At 44.5% G+C, this 19559-nt stretch carries 17 protein-coding genes; 12 read left to right on the forward strand and 5 right to left on the reverse strand.

The window, feature by feature from the left end; translation table 11 throughout:
• Nucleotides 1-95: 95 nt before the first annotated feature.
• Nucleotides 96-596, reverse strand: a complete 501-nt coding sequence (locus tag MHI01_RS00970; RefSeq protein WP_076250238.1) for a C40 family peptidase — start codon at nt 594-596, stop codon at nt 96-98.
• A gap of 296 nt (nt 597-892) precedes the next feature.
• Nucleotides 893-1534, reverse strand: coding sequence for a thiamine diphosphokinase (locus tag MHI01_RS00975; RefSeq protein WP_340982291.1), 642 nt, complete (start codon nt 1532-1534; stop codon nt 893-895).
• A 182-nt stretch (nt 1535-1716) separates the two neighbouring features.
• Here MHI01_RS00975 and MHI01_RS00980 point away from each other — a divergent pair, with 182 nt between their 5' ends.
• Both MHI01_RS00980 and MHI01_RS00985 read left to right on the forward strand, forming a co-directional pair.
• A complete protein-coding gene (locus tag MHI01_RS00980; protein WP_036613646.1) occupies nt 1717-2418 on the forward strand; it encodes a trimeric intracellular cation channel family protein in 702 nt (233 codons plus the stop codon).
• A gap of 1 nt (nt 2419) precedes the next feature.
• Nucleotides 2420-2890, forward strand: coding sequence for a low molecular weight protein-tyrosine-phosphatase (locus MHI01_RS00985; protein WP_340982292.1), 471 nt, complete (start codon nt 2420-2422; stop codon nt 2888-2890).
• 165 nt (nt 2891-3055) lie between these two features.
• Here MHI01_RS00985 and MHI01_RS00990 read toward each other — a convergent pair whose 3' ends face one another.
• Nucleotides 3056-3790 (reverse strand): alpha/beta hydrolase, encoded by a 735-nt coding sequence (locus MHI01_RS00990; protein ID WP_074095466.1) that lies wholly within the window; start codon nt 3788-3790, stop codon nt 3056-3058.
• Nucleotides 3791-4046: 256 nt separating this feature from the next.
• Here MHI01_RS00990 and pdhA point away from each other — a divergent pair, with 256 nt between their 5' ends.
• From pdhA to MHI01_RS01035, 9 genes are all read left to right on the forward strand, one after another.
• Nucleotides 4047-5114, forward strand: coding sequence for a pyruvate dehydrogenase (acetyl-transferring) E1 component subunit alpha (pdhA, locus tag MHI01_RS00995; protein ID WP_017688072.1), 1068 nt, complete (start codon nt 4047-4049; stop codon nt 5112-5114).
• A 101-nt stretch (nt 5115-5215) separates the two neighbouring features.
• Entirely contained in the window at nt 5216-6193 is a 978-nt protein-coding gene (locus tag MHI01_RS01000) for an alpha-ketoacid dehydrogenase subunit beta (protein WP_036613653.1), read from the forward strand.
• Between the two features lie 176 nt (nt 6194-6369).
• Nucleotides 6370-7689 carry a dihydrolipoamide acetyltransferase family protein gene (locus MHI01_RS01005; RefSeq protein WP_340982293.1) on the forward strand — a complete coding sequence of 440 codons (1320 nt, stop codon included), beginning with the start codon at nt 6370-6372 and terminating at the stop codon, nt 7687-7689.
• Between the two features lie 3 nt (nt 7690-7692).
• The gene (gene lpdA, locus MHI01_RS01010; protein ID WP_036613658.1) at nt 7693-9108 is read left to right on the forward strand and encodes a dihydrolipoyl dehydrogenase; all 1416 of its coding nucleotides are present in this window, start codon (nt 7693-7695) and stop codon (nt 9106-9108) included.
• 477 nt (nt 9109-9585) lie between these two features.
• A complete protein-coding gene (thyA, locus tag MHI01_RS01015; RefSeq protein ID WP_036613661.1) occupies nt 9586-10380 on the forward strand; it encodes a thymidylate synthase in 795 nt (264 codons plus the stop codon).
• A gap of 50 nt (nt 10381-10430) precedes the next feature.
• Complete coding sequence (locus MHI01_RS01020; protein WP_047843376.1) at nt 10431-10919, forward strand: dihydrofolate reductase; 489 nt, start codon at nt 10431-10433, stop codon at nt 10917-10919.
• 616 nt (nt 10920-11535) lie between these two features.
• Entirely contained in the window at nt 11536-13023 is a 1488-nt protein-coding gene (locus MHI01_RS01025) for a glutamate synthase subunit beta (protein ID WP_036673826.1), read from the forward strand.
• Between the two features lie 230 nt (nt 13024-13253).
• Complete coding sequence (gene fur / locus MHI01_RS01030; RefSeq protein ID WP_036613667.1) at nt 13254-13745, forward strand: ferric iron uptake transcriptional regulator; 492 nt, start codon at nt 13254-13256, stop codon at nt 13743-13745.
• 125 nt (nt 13746-13870) lie between these two features.
• Complete coding sequence (locus MHI01_RS01035) at nt 13871-16210, forward strand: type IA DNA topoisomerase (protein WP_282321107.1); 2340 nt, start codon at nt 13871-13873, stop codon at nt 16208-16210.
• A 35-nt stretch (nt 16211-16245) separates the two neighbouring features.
• On the opposite strand, the gene MHI01_RS01040 is transcribed toward MHI01_RS01035, so the two are convergent.
• Together MHI01_RS01040 and MHI01_RS01045 are read right to left on the reverse strand one after the other, a co-directional pair.
• Nucleotides 16246-17010 (reverse strand): HAD family hydrolase, encoded by a 765-nt coding sequence (locus MHI01_RS01040; protein WP_036613669.1) that lies wholly within the window; start codon nt 17008-17010, stop codon nt 16246-16248.
• A 49-nt stretch (nt 17011-17059) separates the two neighbouring features.
• Nucleotides 17060-17980, reverse strand: coding sequence for an ArsR/SmtB family transcription factor (locus MHI01_RS01045; RefSeq protein ID WP_076317627.1), 921 nt, complete (start codon nt 17978-17980; stop codon nt 17060-17062).
• A gap of 380 nt (nt 17981-18360) precedes the next feature.
• Between MHI01_RS01045 and MHI01_RS01050 the strand changes: the two genes are divergently transcribed.
• The gene (locus MHI01_RS01050; RefSeq protein WP_340905164.1) at nt 18361-19551 is read left to right on the forward strand and encodes an MFS transporter; all 1191 of its coding nucleotides are present in this window, start codon (nt 18361-18363) and stop codon (nt 19549-19551) included.
• Nucleotides 19552-19559: the final 8 nt, after the last annotated feature.

Consider the following 19559-nt stretch of genomic DNA (forward strand, 5'->3'; position numbering starts at 1 on the left):
TCCATGAATCACCAGTTTAAAGTGTGGCAAAAAGAGGGTAAAAATAAAAGACCGGATAATACCCCCGGTCCTTACTCATTAGCTATGATGTGAATCTAAAGTACACGACGAGCTTTAACATACGTTCTCTTCCAAGTACCAGAGTCCAGATCAGAGAGGGTTACGCCTGGAGATCCGTACGTATGCAGAATCTTACCATTTCCCGCATAAACGCCTACGTGAGTGACATTGGAACCGGTAGAACGGCTACCGCTGGAGAAGAATACCAGATCTCCGACACGGAGATTAGCTTTAGACACAGCTTTACCTTCTTTGGATTGGTTCACGGAAGTGCGCGGCAAATCTACACCATACTTTTTGAAAATATATTTCATAAAAGAAGAGCAATCAAAAACTTTGGTTGTTGAGGTTGAAGCACCAAATTTATATGGAGTTCCAGTAAATTGTTTACCATAGTTAACAATCTGTTGACCTGTGGATACAGAAGCAGTTGCTGCCTGTGCAACAGGTGCGTTAGTCATTAATACAGCTCCAAAACCTAGTGTAGCGCACAACCCGACGGTTACGGCCTTTTGGACAAAGATGTTTGTTTTCATGTTAGTTAGTACCTCCAAAATTCGTTTTCGTTAAGTTGCTAGAGCGAGTATAACAGCTTTGTAACAGCCTAGAAATTGGATAGGGGAGTGTAATCCCTTGCACCACAATGGTTTGGGTATGTTTATTAAAATATGATTAAAAATGTCAAAAAATTAATCATTGACGAATGAAGAATAATGATGAAACAACAAAGACCCTTGAATATCAAGGGTCTTTATTATGTGTGAACCTATTTTCTTGATTGAATCACTGGTTACAAAAACGTAATAAATAACTATAAAGCATACGAGTAGATTCAATCTTTGCTCTGAATAATCAGTAATAAGCCGCTATCGATAGTGACTGTACCGGAGGAGCCTAAGAGCTGGTTGCTTACACCCAAGGATTGTCCCATGCGAATGGTGGCTTGATCTAGTGGATACATAAAACCATCTAGAGTTATTCCTGCAACTTCATGAGTCAAGGGGAGCAGAGAAACATATTTATAGTCACGGTGCTCAACCACAGCTTTGGATGTGGTCAGTGTCATGTAGTTGTGCTTGTCCTGAATGGCACAGGAGATATGATACTGCATCGCGCGAACCATGATATGTACATTGGCGAGTGTATGATCCATACGTGTACCTGTAGCACCTAACATTAAGATGTGAGAAGGTTCGTAATCTAGCGCTGTCTCAAAAGCCATTTCTGTATCAGTAAGATCTTTGTGAACAGGGTCGCATGTAATGAACCGAATGCTATTGTTACTTACAATGATACGTTCCTCTTCATTAATGGAGTCGAAGTCACCAACTGAAATGTGTGGCTGAATGCCGTGTTCAATTAAAAATAATGCACCGCGATCGGCCGCGATGATCATATCATCTTCTCGTATTTCCTGAAGTAATTCTACAGATAAGTTTCCGCCTGTAAAAATAATAATCCGTTTCGCCGTCATTTTATTTCATCCTTCCTAATTCAGAGAAAAATAGTTCATAGTCCAAACATAATGTTGGAACCTGTACAAATATATTCACCAAACCAGTATAATCCACAAAATGTGGTTGCACAATTTCAGTGCTCGCGGATACAATGGGTAGAGCGACATGGAGATGACTTGAAAAGTGAGGTTTGAACAGGTTGGACTTACACATTTTTGAAGTATTCAGCATTATAGGCACTATTGCATTTGCAATGTCCGGTGCCTTCGTAGCAATGGAAGAGGAGTATGACATTCTGGGTGTACTAGTGCTTGGACTTGTCACGGCATTCGGAGGCGGGATTATCCGGAATGTACTTATAGGTATACCTGTAACGACACTATGGAGTCAGGGATCACTTATTATGTTAGCCTTAGTATCTGTAGCAATTGCGTTTATATTGCCTCTCAAGTGGATTAGTCACTGGAAGCGAACAGAGGCGTTGTTTGATGCAATCGGACTCGCAGCATTTGCAATTCAAGGGGCGCTGTACGCGGCGAACATGGGACATCCCATTAGCGCAGTTATCGTTGCAGCAGTGATGACCGGTATTGGTGGGGGCGTTATTCGTGATGTGCTTGCTGGACGTAAACCGCTTGTATTGCGTGACGAAATCTATGCTGTATGGGCAATGACAGCCGGATTTGTTATAGGTATGGGTTGGTTGACAACGAATGCTGGATTATTATTTTGTTTCGCGGCCGTTGTGTTCTTCCGGATGTGCTCTGTACATTATAAATGGAAACTGCCACGTCGTTCGCTCGTACCATCTGAGACCGGAAACGTCAGTCCTCAGCCGGAGAACATTGTGACACAGCCAACATCGTCGGTACTTCAAGGTACGTTAAGCAAGGGGGATTAATATGATTAATGTTTTGTTTGTATGTCTGGGCAATATATGTAGATCACCAATGGCTGAAGCCGTTTTGCGTCACAAAGTCCTGGAGAAGGGGCTTGAACACCAGATTCGTGTGGACTCAGCGGGTACAGGGGACTGGCATGTTGGTAAACCTCCGCATGAAGGGACTCGAAAATTGCTGGATTCGTACCAGATTTCTTATGCCAACATGGCAGCAAGACAGTTCGACAGCGAAGACTTTACTCAATTTGATTACATTGTGTGTATGGATAATTCCAATGCAGATAATGTGCGCAACGTTCCAGGCGGAGCTGAGGCGGACATCATCAAGTTCATGGACATGCTTCCCGAGGAAAAACTCAGAGAAGTACCTGACCCATATTACACAGGCAATTTTGAAGAGGTGTACGAGCTGGTTAACGCAGGCTGCGATGTTCTGTTGAGTAAGATTGAAGCGGAACATTCCTTAGCCTAAAAAGCAAACAAAATTCATGCTTAATTTGTAATTCGATAAAGAAGCAGGATTAGAGCACTTAAAGCAAGCAGGATATCCTGCTTCTTTTTCAGGTTACAATTGTAAGCGGTATCATTAAAATGAAAAAAAATAGCGGCATTTCAGCCGCCTGTTAAAGTGGTCCATTTATCTTTCCTGGAGGAAATAAAGTAATGCTTCGGGCAATTCCTTCTGCCAAAAACCCCATTGGTGTTTTCCGTCTTTCTCCTGGTAGGAGACGAGGGCACCACGTTTTTCCAGCAATTCTCGAGTATCCCGGTTTAATTGAACAAAATCATACGTACCCGTGTCTGCCTCGAAATCAGTCTCCTGCAAACCAACAATCATCCAGATCGAGAGCCAAGACAGATCTTCAGCTGCGGCATAGATTTCCTGTGAAGCAGAGTAGAAGGCGCCAGACATGCTGATCACACGTGTGAACAGATCCGGATATAACAGAGCAAGATGAAGCGAAACACTGCCACCGAGCGAGTCTCCGGCAAGAATGCGTTCCTGCGGAGATGGACGCACAGGATATTTCTCTTCTATATAGGGAATAATCTCTTCAGCGAAGCAAGCGGTATATGCCTTGAACCGATCTCCAAATGGGGCATATTCCTGCGTTCTCACAGACACATCGACCTGAACCCCTACAATAATGAAAGGTTCGGCTCCTTCGTCCAGAATAATTTGGTTAGCTGTTGTAGCAATTCGTCCGAAATTAAAAAATTCTTCGCCATCCTGACAATAAACGACAGGGTAGCTAAGCAATTCGTTATAGCCCGGAGGAAGGTAAATACGGAGCGTTCGCTTCTCTCCGAGATAGCGACTTTCAATCTCTTCCTTCACAATCGTGCGTTTCAAATAGCGGGAATCCGTCATAAAACGTCACCTTTCTCGGTTAATTTTTTGCATTCGACCGCGCAATACGGTAAGATTACCCTTGTGCGGGGTTAGGTCAAACACGCAATCATGTATTATGCTGTTATACCAATATTAAGCCCCTGTTATACATACAATCCGGCGGGAAACATAAAAAAATTACGGATTTCTTTGACGTATGGAGTGAAACAGGTGTATAATAATATTATAACAGCGGAACTTGATATTCAAATTTTTTGTTGAGGTGAAGAAAAAAATGAGCAAGGTTCCTTATGAAGTGTATACAGAGGATGTAGAAGCTCTGTCCGTGCTGTCTCCTGACGGCGAAATTGTTAACAAAGACATGATGCCTACACTTTCCGATGATCAATTAAAAGAAATTATGTACCGCATGGTATTTACCCGTACTTGGGATGACCGTGCAGTAAACCTGGGCCGTCAAGGTCGTCTTGGTTTCTATGCTCCAGTATCTGGTCAAGAAGCGACAATGGTTGGTAGTGAATTTGCAATTGAAAAAGAAGACTTTGTATGTCCTGGCTATCGTGACATTCCGCAACTCGTATGGCACGGACTTCCTCTTTATCAAGCATTCTTGTACTCCCGTGGACACCAACATGGTGGACAAATTCCAGATGGCGTTAATGTATTGATGCCACAAATCATCATTGGTGCACAAATTCTGCATGCAATGGGTATCGCTATGGGTTACAAATTGAAGAAACAAAAACAAGTTGTTATCACGTATACAGGTGATGGCGGTTCTTCTGAAGGTGACTTCTATGAAGGTCTGAACTACGCTGGTGTATACAAACTGCCTGTTATCTTCTTTGTACAAAACAATGGTTATGCCATCACTACTCCTTTTGCTAAACAAACTGCAGCTCTTTCCATCGCTCACAAAGCGGTAGCAGCAGGTATCAAAGGTGTTAAAGTTGACGGTATGGACATCTTCGCTGTTATCAAAGCTGTTCAGGAAGCTGCTGAGCGTGGACGTAACGGAGAAGGCGCAACATTGATCGAAGCAGTAACTTACCGTTTCCGTCCTCACTCCCTTTCGGATGATGCTTCCAAGTATCGTACAAAAGAAGAAGAGGCAGAATGGTCTGCTAAAGATCCTATCGCACGTTTCGCTAAATATCTGGAGAAAAAAGGTCTTTGGACTGAAGAAGATACAGCACGTGTGAAAGAAGAAGCAAAAGCTAAAGTAAATGAAGAGATCAAAAAAGCGGAAAAAACCGAGAAAATGACGATTTCAGGCTTGATCGACAGCATGTTCGAACAAACGCCTAAGCACTTGGAAGAGCAAAAAGCTGATTTCCAATAAGTTTTTTCCGATAAAGCATAAACATCCGCGACTTTAATGTCCCGGTATACATGTACGAATTCAAATGTGAACTGTCAATGTTTAAGGAGGAAATGAAGCAAATGGCACAAATGAACATGAAAGAAGCAATCCGTGATGCGCTTCGCGTGGAGTTGAAACGTGATCCTAACGTTCTGCTTTTCGGTGAAGACGTAGGTAATGTAGGCGGCGTTTTCCGTGTAACGGAAGGTCTGCAAAAAGAGTTTGGCGAAGAGCGTGTATTTGATACACCACTGGCTGAGTCCGCTATTGGTGGTCTGGCTGTAGGTCTGGGTGTACAAGGCTTCCGTCCGGTTGCTGAGATCCAATTCGTTGGTTTTATCTTCGAAGCCCTTGACCAAATGGTAGTGCAAGCTGCTCGTATGCGTTTCCGCTCCGGTGGAAAATACAATTCTCCAATCGTATTCCGTACACCATTCGGTGGCGGCGTAAAAGCGGCAGAATTGCATACAGATTCCCTGGAAGGTCTGCTCACGCAAACACCAGGTATCAAAGTCGTAATTCCTTCTAACCCTTACGATGCAAAAGGTCTGATGATCGCTTCTATTCGCGATAACGATCCTGTATTCTTCATGGAGCACTTGAACTTGTACCATGCTTTCCGTGCAGAAGTGCCTGAAGAAGATTACGTTGTTGAATTGGGCAAAGCGAACGTTGTTCGTGAAGGTTCTGATGTAACGATCATTACTTACGGTATGATGGTTCACACTTCTGTGAAAGCAGCAGATGAACTCGAAAAACAAGGAATCAAAGTTGAAGTTATCGACCTTCGTACGGTTAGCCCGATCGACATCGATACTATCGTTGCTTCCGTTAAGAAAACAAACCGTGCAATTGTTGTACAGGAAGCTCAAAAGAGCGCAGGTGTTGCAGCTGAAGTCATTGCCCAAATCAATGAAAAAGCAATCCTGCACTTGGAAGCTCCGGTTCTGCGTGTAGCTGGTCCGGACACTGTATATCCATTTGCACAAATCGAAGATACATGGCTGCCTAACCCGGCGCGTATCATTGCTGCGGTTAACAAAGTCGTAAATTTCTAATTTAATCATCTGACATGCCGCAAGGCGCAGTATGGTGATTCACACCGCAGCGCAAGCTGCACTGTAAACAGCCATTAGCCCCTTGAGTAACAGTTATTTGCATTAGCAGTAACAGTTGTTTCTTGGAGTTAAGGGTTGTTTTCAGGATTGAGCACATAATCAAGGAGGTTTTTCAGTTGGCTAAATTTGAATATAAATTCCCTGAATTGGGCGAAGGCCTGCACGAAGGCGAAATCATCAAGATGCACATCAAAGTCGGTGACAAAGTAACTGACGACGACATCATCATGGAAGTACAGAACGACAAAGCGGTTGTAGAAGTACCTTGTCCGGTTAACGGAACAGTTACAGAAGTATTCGCTAAAGACGGTCAAGTCTGCCACGTTGGTGAAGTTGTAGCGATCATCGATGCAGAAGGCGAACTTCCTGAGCAAGACGACGCTCCTGCTGGCGATCAAGGTGAGCAAGAGAAAGACGCAGCTCAAGGCGGAGCTGACACAAGCGGTTCTTCTGCAGCAGCTTCCAGCTCGGATGCAGCTAAAGAAGGCGGCAACAACAGCGTTCCGGCAGTACCTGCCAAAGACGTTCTGGCAACACCAAGCGTGCGTAAATTTGCTCGCGAACAAGGTGTAGACATCGCTCAGGTTAACGGCACTGGCAACAACGGTAAAGTAACCAAAGAAGATGTTGAATCCTTCAAAAACGGTGGCGGTTCTTCCGCAGCGGTATCTTCCGAAGCTCCGGCTCAAGAAGAGAAAAAATCCGCAGCACCAGCAGCTGTAGCTGATCAACACGTTGAAGAAGAGCGCGTACCATTCAAAGGTATCCGTAAAGCGATCTCTAATGCAATGGTTAAATCGGCTTACACAGCACCTCACGTTACAATCATGGACGAAGTGGACGTAACTGAATTGGTTGCTTTCCGTACTCGCATGAAACCAATTGCAGAGAAAAAAGGAACAAAAGTTACTTATCTGCCATTCATCGTTAAAGCACTGGTTGCGGCTTCCCGCCAATTCCCGGCTCTGAACGCTATGATTGATGAAGAAGCTAACGAAATTGTTTACAAAAAATACTACAACATCGGTATCGCTACAGATACAGACAACGGCTTGATCGTTCCTGTTATCAAAGATGCTGATCGTAAATCCATCTGGATGATTGCTGATTCTATCCGTGATCTGGCTGCTCGTGGTCGTGAGGGCAAATTGAGCGCGAATGAAATGAGAGGAAGCACAATCTCCATCAGTAACATCGGTTCTGCTGGCGGTATGTTCTTCACTCCAATCATCAACTTCCCTGAAGTTGCTATTCTTGGAACAGGACGCATCAGCGAAAAAGCAGTGATCAAAAACGGCGAAGTAGTTGCAGCACCTGTAATGGCTCTTTCCCTGAGCTTTGACCACCGTATCATCGATGGCGCAACAGCACAAAACTTTATGAATTACATTAAACAGCTGCTCGCTAACCCTGAGCTGCTTGTTATGGAGGTGTAAGATATGGTAGTAGGCGACGCTTCTCTCAATATCGACACATTAGTAATTGGTGCGGGTCCTGGCGGCTATGTAGCTGCCATCCGCGCTGCTCAACTGGGCCAAAGCGTATTGATCGTAGACAAATCCGAACTGGGCGGTGTTTGTTTGAACCGTGGATGTATTCCATCCAAAGCCCTGATCTCTGCTGCACACCAATATGAGTCTGCACTTCACGGTGAAGCTTTTGGTATCTCTGCTGAGAACGTAAAAGTGGACTTCAGCAAAACTCAAGAGTTCAAAAACGGCGTTGTTAAGAAAATGACTGGCGGCGTAGCTGGTTTGCTCAAAGGCAACAAAGTTGAAGTTTTCAACGGTGAGTGCATGTTCATCAACGAAAACGAAGCTCGTGTATTCAATGACCACGAGTCTCCACGTTACAAATTTAAAAATGCAATTATTGCAACAGGTTCCCGTCCAATCGAACTGAAACCTTTCCCGTTTGGCGGACGCATTCTGTCTTCGACAGAAGCTCTGAATTTGCCTGAAGTACCAAAAAGCATGATCGTTATCGGTGGCGGATATATTGGTGCTGAGCTTGGTCAAATGTACTCCAAATTCGGTGCGAAAGTAACAATCATCGAAGGTTTGGATACAGTACTGCCAGGTTTCGATAAAGACATGACTAGCCTCGTGGCTAAAAACATGAAGAAAACAGGCATCGAAATCGTAACGGGTGCAAAAGCTGAAAGTGCTGAGCAAACGGATAAAGATGTAACTGTTAAGTACTCTGTAAATGGTGAGTCCAAAGAAGTAACTGCAGATTACCTGCTGGTAACTGTTGGACGTCGTCCAAACACAGATGGAGAACTGGGTCTTGACATGATTGGTGTTGACGTTGACGAGCGTGGATTTGTCAAAGTTGACCACCAAGGTCGTACCAGCATTCCTCACATCTTCGCAATCGGTGATATCGTATCTGGCTTGGCTCTGGCACACAAAGCTTCTTATGAAGGTAAAGTGGCTGCTGAAGCAATCGCAGGACAACCATCTGTAGTTGACTACAAATGTATGCCAGCTGTTGTGTTCACAGATCCAGAGTGTTCCAGCGTAGGTTACACTGAGAAAGAAGCTAAAGAAAAAGGTTACAAAGTAAAAGCAGGCAAGTTCCCTTATGCGGGTAACGGCCGTGCTGTATCTTTGAACCACGCTGAAGGCTTCGTGAAAATCGTAGCTGACGAAGAAAGCGGCCTTGTATTGGGTTGCCAAATCGTAGGTCTGGAAGCTTCCAACCTGATTGCTGAGCTTGGTTTGGCAATTGAGATGGGCGCTACTTTGGAAGATCTGGCTCTCACAATTCACGCTCACCCAACTTTGGGCGAAATCGTGATGGAAGCTGCGGAATTGGTTATGGGTCACCCGATCCACATCATCTCCCGTTAAGATCAACTAAGCTTCGGATCCGTCCGGCATTATACGTATATCAGAAGAGACGAATGACGTTAACGCGTTATTCGTCTCTTTTTTCTGAGCAAGAGTCGAGAAATATAAGATACTCGTGTATGTGATATGATGAAAATTTACACGCTCATAAGTTTCAGTGAATTGATTTTATCCAACAACTCAATTGTGGTACACTGTAGTAATGATCAGTCATGATGTGGCTCCAAGCCAATCGCGGTCTATATATTTAGTTAAACTAACCTTTTACACGAGAACGTAGAGAACAGGAAAAACCTGAAGAAGCGGAGCTAAAAGCTTTCTGAAGGAAAGCTGCATCGGAAGCATACGCTTCGCCTTTATCCCCGGATTTTACCTTTGGAAAAGGAGATTAAAAAAATCTGGGGATAACAGCGATCGGAAGGTTGTTCTGTTATCGGAGTGGTAAGTGTAAATATTCTTTAGTGAGGGGATTTCAACATGAAAAACTATCTCGATTTATTGCAGGATATTCTGAACAACGGCGTGCATAAAGGAGACCGTACAGGAACAGGAACACAATCTGTATTTGGCAGACAACTCCGTTATGATCTCTCCGAAGGATTTCCGCTGGTAACAACCAAACGAATTCATCTCAAATCGGTTATTCATGAACTGTTATGGTTTTTGAGTGGCGATACCAATATATCTTATTTGAAAGAAAACGGTGTGAAGATCTGGGACGACTGGGCGGACGAAAATGGGGATCTCGGTCCGGTATACGGCTCGCAGTGGCGTACATGGGAAGCCCCAAACGGAGAAAAAATTGATCAGATCGCCGCAGTCATTGATTCGATCAAAAATAATCCGGATTCACGGCGTCACCTTGTCAGTGCATGGAATGTGGCTGAGATCAATAATATGAAGCTTCCACCTTGTCATTTTGCGTTTCAGTTTTACGTTGCAGAGGGTAAATTATCTTGTATGCTTACGATGCGTTCCGTAGATACGTTCCTCGGATTGCCGTTTAACATCGCGAGTTATGCGCTCTTGACTCATATGATCGCCCAGCAATGTGATCTTGAGGTAGGTGATTTCATCTGGTCTGGAGGGGATGTTCATATCTACTCTAACCATGTTGATCAGGTCAAAACGCAGTTGGAGCGTGAACCTTATGCTTTACCTAAGCTGGTAATCAAGCGTAAGCCGGATTCTATTTTTGATTATAAGTTTGAAGATTTTGAGTTTGAGAACTATCAGCATCATCCGGGCATTAAAGCTCCAATTGCAGTCTAATTATGTGTTCAATCTCGACAAGAAACTTGGATTGAAGGAGTGTATTACCCTTGAGTATTGAATTGGTATGGGCAATGGGGGAGAACGGTGTGATTGGATTAAATAATTCGATTCCATGGCGTTTACCCAAGGATATGGCCTTTTTCAAACAACGTACGCTGAACAAAACCATTATCATGGGACGTAATACGTGGGAATCTTTTGGCGGTAAGCCGCTTCCTCAGCGTCGTAATATCGTAGTGACAAGAGATCTGAACTACAAGGTGGAACAGGCTGAAATCGTACATACGATTGAGGAGGGTCTGAGTCTAACCAAAGGTGAGGAACTGTGCGTAATTGGGGGTTCCCAAGTGTATCGTGAGTTCCTGCCGCTTGCAGATCGTCTTGTGGTGACCAAAATTCATGAGAATTTTGAGGGAGATACGTTTTTCCCTGAAGTGGATTGGTCCGAATGGGAACTGATTGAACAGATTGAAGGCGAACAGGATGAGAAAAATGTTCATGCTTATACTTTTGAATTTTACGAACGTAAACGGTAAATGTGGCATAAGAAATTCCTGACTTCGGTCGTATTTGTATGATGAGAGGCGCTGATTGCGAAATATTCGTGAACAGCGTCTTTTCTTTATAAAAAAAATGAGTCACTTGTTTAAACTGGAATACATATAACATTAATATAACACGAGTAATTGGTATTTATGTATATTATACATACGGCCAAGCATTAAACAGTAAAAAAGTGTAAAAGTTTTGAGGTTTTAACGTTGTGAAGCCCTAAAATAGGTCTGATATTCGGAATTGAGAACGATTTATAGCAAAATATGTTGAATTTGATGACAAATTATCTGACATTCACTTAACGTTTCGACCTTTTATTTCTTTAACACAAGCCAGATTTCGCAGTTCAAAACCACATTTAACACCAAAATAAGGGTATTGACCATGGGTAGACTTGAAAGATATGATGTATAAAATACAAATAATTATGCGGATAATCCATTTAATATTCAGCACAGTAAATGCTACTATAATTGAAATATCTTCGAGAAGATTTTGTGATACAATAGACAAAAACTCAAGTAATGAGTAATCCATTTCATATAGAACCATGCACATGAAGGGATTAAGACAAGAACGGATGGGGGAAAACGTAAGATGTCTACACCTACTGGATTTATGGAATACAAACGTCAACTGCCAACAGATCGTGAGCCAGCGGAGCGGATTAAGGATTGGGAAGAGTTTCATAAACACATGGCTGAAGAAGAGCTCAGAACACAAGGTGCACGATGCATGGATTGTGGTACCCCGTATTGCCATACAGGTATAGATATGATTGGCGGCACGTCAGGTTGCCCCGTGCATAACCTGATTCCAGAATGGAATAATCTTGTATATCGCGGACTGTGGAGAGAAGCACTTGAGCGCCTTCACAAAACGAATAATTTCCCAGAGTTTACAGGTCGCGTCTGTCCAGCTCCTTGCGAAGGATCATGTACAGTTGGCTTAATTGGTCAGCCTGTAACCATCAAAACGATTGAAGAAGCAATTATTGAAAAAGGTTTCGAAGAAGGATGGGTGGTTCCCCAACCTCCTGAAAAACGCACGGGTAAACGTGTAGCTGTGGTAGGTTCAGGTCCAGCGGGATTAGCTACTGCGGCTCAGTTGAATAAAGCAGGACACTCGGTAACCGTATATGAGCGTTCGGACCGTGTCGGCGGATTGCTGATGTACGGTATCCCAACGATGAAATTGGATAAAAACGTAGTTCAACGTCGTGTTGATCTGCTCGAAGCAGAAGGCATTCAATTCATTACGAACACCGAGATTGGTAAAGATATTGCAGCACAACAACTGGTGGATGAATATGACGCTGTTGTATTGTGCGGTGGTGCAACGAAGCCGCGTGAATTCAATATTGAAGGCAGCGACTTAAAAGGCGTTCATTACGCAATGGATTTCCTGAATGGCAGTATTAAGAGTTATCTGGACTCCAATCTGGAAGATGGTCAATATCTGTCCGCTAAAGATAAAGATATTATCGTCATTGGTGGCGGTGATACAGGATCTGACTGTGTGGCTACATCGCTGCGCCATGGTTGTCGTACGATCACTCAATTCGGTACGCATACACAAGCGCCTATGGAGCGTGATCGCATTAATAATCCTTGGCCACAATTCCCGAACGTATACACACTTGATTATGCGCAAGAGGAAGCCAAAGCGTTGTTTGGTCAAGATCCGCGTGAGTTCTCCATCATGACAACGAAATTTGTCGGAGACGATGAGGGGAACCTCAAAGAATTGCATACAGTACAGATCGAGCGTATTGTGGATGAGACTGGTCGCAAGATTTATCAGCCGATTCCAGGTACAGAGCGTGTATTCCCGGCTCAGATGGCCATGATTGCCATTGGTTTTGATGGACCGGAACAAACGTTGGTAGAGCAACTGGGACTTGCAACAGATCGTCGCACAAACGTTAAGGCACGTTACGGCAAATACAACACCAATGTGGATAAAGTATTTGCAGCAGGTGACATGCGTCGTGGTCAAAGCTTGGTTGTATGGGCGATTAATGAAGGCCGTGAGGCTGCTCGTGAAGTGGACAAATACTTGATGGGTGCTTCGGTTCTGGTGTAAAGTATAGAATAAGATATCAATGACAACCTTCGCGATCAGCGAGGGTTGTTTGCTGTTATTTTAACCAATTTGACTACATATTTCATGTAAGTGTGAGCAATATCATTGCTTTTTAAGTGATAAAGATTTATTATTATATTATAATGATTATAAATAAGGATTAACTGAAACCATGAATCCGTACGATAAAAGTAAATTTCAATGAATATAAATCGGAGGTGCGACCTGCTATGGCAAGTAACCGGGACAAGTCCATTTCAGAACAGATCTTTCACATTAAAAATCAATTGGTTGAAAAAGGATATAAGTTAACACAACAACGGGAAGTTACTGTACGTGTATTGCTTGAACATGAAAAGGATCATTTTAGCGCAGAGGAAGTATTTCTGCTGGTTAAGGAGCAGTTCCCTGAGATTGGATTGGCTACCGTATACCGCACTCTCGAACTGCTGAGTGACCTTCAGGTCGTTGAAAAGATTAACTTTGGTGACGGCGCTGCGCGCTTTGATCTGCGAAGTACAGACGGTTCCCATCACCACCATCATTTGATCTGTACAGAATGTGGTAAAGTGGAAGAGATTATGGAAGATGGTCTGCTTCGTTTGGAACAACAAATCGAGCGTCAGTATGGCTTTGCTGTTACGGATCATCGTCTGGATTTCCAAGGAGTATGCAAAGAGTGCAGACAAAAGCATGTATTAAAGGAACAGGCAGCAGGTTAATTCATTTCGGGAAGGTGCTCCCGAATCCAAAATCTGATATAATGAGTTTCAGAAGCAAGGGGCTTCCGTCGGCGGAATGCCCCTTTTTGCCGTCATGCGGACGGTGAAGGAGGAGAGATGGACGGATGAAGACACTGGTTATAGCGGAAAAACCCGACATGGGTCGAACCATTGCCGCCGTCATAGAACCAAAGGCCAAGAACAATCGCACGTATCTGGAGGGTGAACATTACATCATCACTTGGGCGATAGGGCATTTGCTTGGACTGGCTGAACCGGATGCCTATGATACAAAGTACAAACGCTGGAATATAGCGGACCTCCCGATCATACCCGATCAGTTCAAGATTGTACCCAATCCGAGGACTAAAGATCAGCTTAAAATGATTGGAGAACTGGCAAAACGGGCTTCAGCGATCGTTAATGCTTGCGATGCAGGGAGAGAAGGTCAGTACATTTTCGCCCTCATACAACAGCAATTGAAGCTGCGTCAGCCTGTAAAGCGTTTATGGATATCGGATTTGACGGCAGAGAGCATTAGACGTGGTTTTGATGGTCTGAAGGATGCCTCTGAATTTGAAAATCTGACCCATGCTGCTCGCGCCAGAAGTGAAGCCGATTGGCTGATCGGGATGAATGCCTCACGGGCGTTTACAACCCGCCATAATGCATTGTTGTCTGTAGGCCGTGTGCAGACGCCGGTACTCGCGCTAATCTACGATCGTGAAATCGAGATTGAAGCGTTCCAGTCACAGACCTTTTATGAAGTAGCCGCCTGGTTTCGGCAGGAAGGTGTTGAGTACCGGGGACTGCGTCAGGGAGATAAGTTGACCGATGCGGAGGCAGCAGAGGCCATTGCAGCCAGTGTGAAGGGCAAGACAGGGCAGATTACCAAATACGAAGCGAAGCAGACGAAGGAGTATCCGTATCGTTTGTATGACCTGACCCTTTTACAGCGTGAAGCCAATGCCAAGTTTGGATATGGTGCCAAAAAAACACTGGATATCGCACAGGCCTTGTATGAAAAACACAAGGTGATTTCGTATCCGCGGACAAACTCCAACTATGTTACAGAACAGAATATTGAAGGTATGCACAAAACACTAAACCTGCTTAAAAATGGTACCTATAGTGAGCTTGCGCAGGGGGCCAAGCCGGAGCTTGTTCATAAGAATAATAAAGGGGTATGTAATCCGAGCAGGGTTGAGGATCACCATGCGATCCTACCTACTTTGAAGCGACCAGGTACCTTATCCAAGGATGAGCAGAACATCTATGATTTGATTGTCAGACGATTCTTGTCTCACTTTTATCCTCCGGCAGAGTATAAGCAACATACCGTGCTCACCGAAGTGGAGAAACATCAGTTTAAGACATCTGTCAAAGAGCTGTTGTCCCTCGGATGGAAAGTGGTTCTCGGTTCTGGAGATCAGGAACAGGGCGGTGCAGGCAAGAAGAAGACCAAGAAAAACGGCAATGAGGAAGAGGAAGCTGAAGAGTGGACGGACAAGGCTTTTAGTGTGCAACCTGAATTGCCTGTTCAATGCACGAAGAGTGAGTTCAAGGAGAAGGCGACCCAGCCTCCCAAGAGTTATACCGAGGGAACATTGCTGAAAGCGATGGAGAGTGCAGGCAAGCAGATCGAGAATGAAGAGCTGCGAGACGCGATGAAAGATAGTGGCCTGGGTACTCCGGCTACACGTGCGGCTACAATTGAACGCCTCAAAAACGTAGGTTACATTACGCTGCAAGGGAAGAAAATGCAGTTAACGCTCAAAGGCAGAACAGCTATTGAGTTGATTCGTCGCGCGGGTGTAGATCTGTTAACTTCACCTGAGATGACCGGGCAATGGGAAAGAAGATTATATCAGATTTCCAAAGGTGAGGCGGGTCAGGACAAGTTCATGGAGAACGTCAAGAAATTCACCTTGTCCATCATTGAGAAAGTGCGTGTACAAGCTCCTGCTCCAGCAGATGCTTTTGGAGAAGATTCACGGGCAGGCAGGGGGAAAGGCAAGGGAGCCAGAACCCAGGCAGGCAATACAAGGACATCAGCCAAGACGGCTAGTGGCGGTTCAACTGTAAAAACGTCCCGTCAGACTTCGGCATCTTCATCGAGAGCCGGCAGTGTGAAAAATGCGACCACCAAGGCGCCGTCCTCAAGTGCGAGCCCATCGGGAGTGAGAGAGTTACTGGCACCTTGCCCCTCTCCTGGCTGCACGGGTCAGATTATAGAGGGCAAGAAGGGTTATGGATGCTCACGTTTCAAGGAAGGCTGTTCATTTGTGGTCTGGAAAGAGTATGCAGGCAAAAAAATCACCAGTACGATGTTAAAATCGCTGATTGAGAAGGGGAGTACACAAGTACTGTCGTTTAAACGAAAAGACGGGAGTACGGTGAAAGCACGTATTATTTTGCAGGACGTAGTAACAGGCAAATTATCTGGTGAGAAGCAGGATGCTTGATCTTAGTTAACAGTTAACATACAGCAAAAGGACCCTTATCCAAGGGTCCTTTTCTGTTGCTGCTGTTGTATATTTTCGTGTATGACTTTTGGTACCTCTTCCAGTGCAGTGATGGTATACATCGACGTTTCCGGATTAGGCTGAAGTTCTACGATGTTGTATTGCCATTCATTCGGTTGTTTGATATAAATGCTGTGAATTCCGGCTTTTACCGCAGGCATAATATCTGTGCGTAGTGAGTTGCCAATCATCCATGTTGCACGACGATCAAACGGACCATTAGACAGAATGCCTTCCAGTGCCTCGACGTTTTTGTGTTGTCGGATATAGATCCGATCATCAAAATAAGCCGAGAGTTTCATCTGATCAATCTTGCGCTGCTGAATCACGGTTTCGCCGCCGGTATATAAGTAGAGGGAGTGTCCAGCACCCTTGAGGTTCTCAAGCGTTTCAACCATATGAGGGTAGGGTTCAACCTCCTGATCGTACACACTCATACCCAACTTGCTCAGATAAGATTCTTCTCTGGGAGAGGTTAATCTGGCGAACTTGCCGGAGAAATAACGATAGGTATCAATCAGGGATTGCGGGAAATGATGACTCGCAAAACCAAGCTTGTTCACTCCGGTTACATCGATCTCCAGCTGTTTTTCCCGAATCTCTTGTGTTGTCAGAGAATGTCCATCAAACCACTCTTGCATATTCTCAAAGAATTCTCCCAAAATCAGGTTGAAGTACTTGTTGCAATATACGAGTGTATCATCAAGGTCAAACAAAATATGTTGTTTCATTATTTTCATGATCTAACTCACTCCTTGTAGCCAGTAAATCCACAATGGTTCAACTAAATTATATACGAATATAGGATTCCAGGAACATATTCAATTCAGATACGCCATCCGGCCGAATACTGTATTTCTCTTTACGGTTACTTCCGAGCAGATGGGTCCGTAGCAGACCTGCGATGCGTAGCGCCATCACCTGGTCTTTGACCGTGTCTTCGTCTTTACCCAGTTCTTCACACATCTCAGCGAGAGACTTGGGTTCATCCGATACGTAACGAAGCAGGCGAAGTCTTTCGGGATCAGCCAGGGCATGGGTGAAACGTAAAAGACATGTTGGTGGCTGGTCTTCGTTCTCTTCAGGTGCATCTACGGGATACTGCATGATCATCATACCCTCATAGAAGCAGTACATATTAATAGGGCGATTGTGCACCGTTGGGAAGAGGATGACTTCGTTCAGTCCAGGCATCGGTTCAACAAGAACACCGGCTGTAGCATATTCAATAAGAAGTTCAGGTCCCATTTTATCAAGCAAAATGCGTTTTTCTTCGGCATCTTCTTCCAGCCACACACGCTGATCTTCGCTCATATTCTGACAGTAGTGTTCATCCCATAGTCGCAATAATGGGACATAACTGTTCCGAATGCGCGTAGATTCTTCTATTGTAAGAGCGGGCAGAAGAGGAGACACACGTGCAAATAGGTCTTCCACTGTCATTCCGGCAAGCATGTCGAGGAAATCACGATTCTCCGATGTATCATTTTGATAGGCTGCCCATGCAAACAAAACATCAAAATCATCAAAAGGCCAAGTGGCAGCAGGTGCGAGCGCAGCTCGTACATTGGAACTTAGTTTGCCTTCCACTTCCAGAATCCATTCAGGACCAATATCCAGATGCTGAATCCATTTTTTCGTGACATAAACCAGAAAGCTGTTAAGCATTTCATATATCGGTGAAACATCAATTTTCACATGATAAGCCATAATGTTGCAGAATCCTCCCGTCACATCTAAATGTACGCAGCGACTTAAGTACGATTAGTGCGTGTTCAAAAAGTCTGGTTTTCAGTACCAAGAAGATGGAAATGGAGTAGCGGAGCGTAGGAAAACTACGTGAGCAACGGACATTTCGGCTGAATTTCATCTTCGAAGCTGATGATGCCACTAGGCATGATTCGAAATCAAAAGTGAACTTTTTGAACAACCTCTATTATGGCTTGTTTTGCAGGGCGTTGTCCACTATAATGTTCAAGTCCGGGGCAAAGCCCTGATCTTTGAATAGCAGTTTAAAACCATATGTATACCATACAAAAGTCGTCAGCGATGGCGATTTTTCTTTGTGTGCTCGCAGGAGGAATGAATTCGTGTCATCGATTACTCGTCCCAAACTATCACACTCGACAGCCAACTATCTCATTTTGATTACGGTTATTGTGGTGGCGGGAATAAGTCAGGGGCTTTTGCTGCCTGTGCTTTCGATTTTTTTGGAGCAAAAAGGGGTTTCACCAGGTTTAAACGGATTAAACGCCGCCGCGTTGTACATTGGCTCTTTTGCCATGACTCTCGTTGCGGAGAGACTACTGGGTGCATTCGGTTTCAAAAAGCTGATTGTAGGTGGCCTGATATTAGTCATGGTCCCTTTAATACTATTTCCGTATTTACCAGATATTAAAATATGGTTCATATTGCGTCTGATCGTTGGGATAGGAGACAGCGCACTTCATTATGCGGCTCAGCTCTGGGTGCTACTTGTTACCGCTCCTGAAAAGCGTGGACGCTACATATCACTATATGGCATGTCCTACGGGCTGGGATTCAGTATTGGTCCGCTGGGAATTAAGCTGCTTGGCTTCGGTGATGCTGTCCCTTTCTGGGTCTTGTTCATCTGTATAGCAGCAGTGCTTATACTGGTATTAATGAAGCTTCCGGATACAAAACCGGAAAAAGCAGAGCATGGCCAACTGCCTGAACGTCGCTTCCGTCGTAGTCTGGCATGGGCCTGGTATGCACTATTACCAGCACTCTTATACGGATATATGGAAGCAGGTATGAATAGTAACTTCCCCGTGTATGGGCTACGTATTGGATTCGATACCAATCAGATTTCGTCGTTGCTTCCTTTTATCGGGATTGGGGGTTTGTTCCTTCAATTACCTCTCGGAATGTTGAGTGACCGATATGGGCGGAAGAAGATATTGATGTTTGCGGGCATCAGCGGGGGAATCATCTTCATGCTGGTTCCAGTCGCAGGTACGCATTTCTGGTGGACGCTTGTATTGTTAACAATCGCAGGCGGCCTGGTCGGCTCCTTTTTCTCACTGGGCCTGGCCTATGCCGCAGACATTTTGCCTAAGGTGTTACTGCCTGCAGCCAACGTTGTGGCATCCTTTCATTTCACGATTGGAAGTATTATTGGACCGAATCTGGGTGGTCAGATGATCAACTGGATTTCACCCGGAAGCATGTTCACCTTGCTCGGAATCCTGTACCTTCTTTTCGGCTTGGCAGGTATATTATTTCGTCGTAAACCTGAGTTCGAATCTGTGTTAAAATAGAAGCTGGT

This window comes from Paenibacillus sp. FSL M7-0656, from assembly GCF_038003225.1.
Lineage (GTDB): Bacteria > Bacillota > Bacilli > Paenibacillales > Paenibacillaceae > Paenibacillus > Paenibacillus amylolyticus.